At 47.3% G+C, this 1,130-nt stretch carries 2 protein-coding genes and 2 pseudogenes; all 4 read right to left on the bottom strand.

What is annotated here, in order from left to right; all coding sequences use genetic code 11:
• A pseudogene (locus tag Q0546_RS00375) lies at nucleotides 1-187 on the bottom strand (iron ABC transporter permease); the annotation flags it as partial.
• Nucleotides 177-377, bottom strand: coding sequence for a hypothetical protein (locus Q0546_RS00380; RefSeq protein WP_297937097.1), 201 nt, complete (start codon nucleotides 375-377; stop codon nucleotides 177-179). The pseudogene Q0546_RS00375 and the gene Q0546_RS00380, both read right to left, overlap by 11 nt.
• Entirely contained in the window at nucleotides 374-925 is a 552-nt protein-coding gene (locus tag Q0546_RS00385) for an ABC transporter substrate-binding protein (protein ID WP_298789520.1), read from the bottom strand. The genes Q0546_RS00380 and Q0546_RS00385 overlap by 4 nt, the downstream gene beginning before the upstream one ends.
• 6 nt (nucleotides 926-931) lie before the next feature.
• Nucleotides 932-1,130 (bottom strand): annotated as a pseudogene (locus Q0546_RS00390) (hypothetical protein); the annotation flags it as partial.

Below are 1,130 nucleotides of genomic sequence, written 5' to 3' on the forward strand. Positions count from 1 at the left end.
GATCCATCTTGTAGATACCTGCGGCGGTGATGTCAAAAATTTTCAAATTTAAAACGTCCAAAATTTTAGCGATCGAAATTTTATAATCCCCGAGCATGAGCGCCGCGATCATACAGAGCAAAAGCGCGCCCAAAAGAACGAATAAAAATAGTAAATTTGACTTAAAAGTGCCGGGCTTAAAAGTCATTCTCTACCGTCCAGTCTAAAATTTGCTCGCTTCTAAGCGCCTTTGCCTGCTCCTCGCTCACGCCGTAAACGTCTTTGTAAAAATCAAGGACGAATTTATGAACCTTGATGTCCGAAAAGAGCTGCGGATAGGCCGCTTTTGCGATTATTAGGATGTCTACCAGATACTCCACGCGGCGCGCGCAGTTCATCGGCGACCACCGTTTTTGCGGATGTTTGGATTAAGCCCCATGTAGAGCATGCTGACCTTTTGATCCTCTTTTAAATTTGCCGTGCGCTCCTGCACGAGTTTTTTGGTTTTGTCGAGGTATTCAAAGAGCTTTAACGCCTTGTCCTTTTGCCCAAATATCTCTCCCAGCACCCGCATCTCCTCTTGCATAGTTGCGATTTTGGCACCTCTTGGAGCATAGATCACGGCAAGCGGGATGCCTAGCGCCTCGATAGTGGCGATCGTTTTTTCTACGGCGTCTTTATTTGAGCCGCGCAGCGTACAGTCTCGGATACGAAGGATCACTAGCTGCGGATTTTCGTTCGCTAAGGCTTCAAAATTTATGACGTTTCCTTGCGGAGAATTTACGCAAGGCAGGTCATTTAACCACGGGTGCAGATACTTCATGACGTTCCATCCGCGAAGCGTGTAAGCTTCGCCCGCTTTGGTGGTGAAGTCATATTTGTAGTCTCGCTTCATAGACCACGAGCCGATGAGCTTGACCTTATCAATCACGCCAAGATGCGTCATGATGCTCTAGGCAAATCCGTCGTCGATCGTAGCGACCCTCTCAAGCGGAGATGCGATCTTGACCTCCGCGCCGCGCATATCTTTGACGCTAAACTCGCCGCCAAACGCCAAGCCAAGCGCAAGCAAAAAGCCGAGTAAAAATTTAAAATAAGCCGTTTTGGGTATAATTTTCAAAAATTTCGGAGCGGTAAAATGGACAGAAAAG

It is taken from the genome of uncultured Campylobacter sp., from assembly GCF_937997465.1.
GTDB lineage: Bacteria > Campylobacterota > Campylobacteria > Campylobacterales > Campylobacteraceae > Campylobacter_A.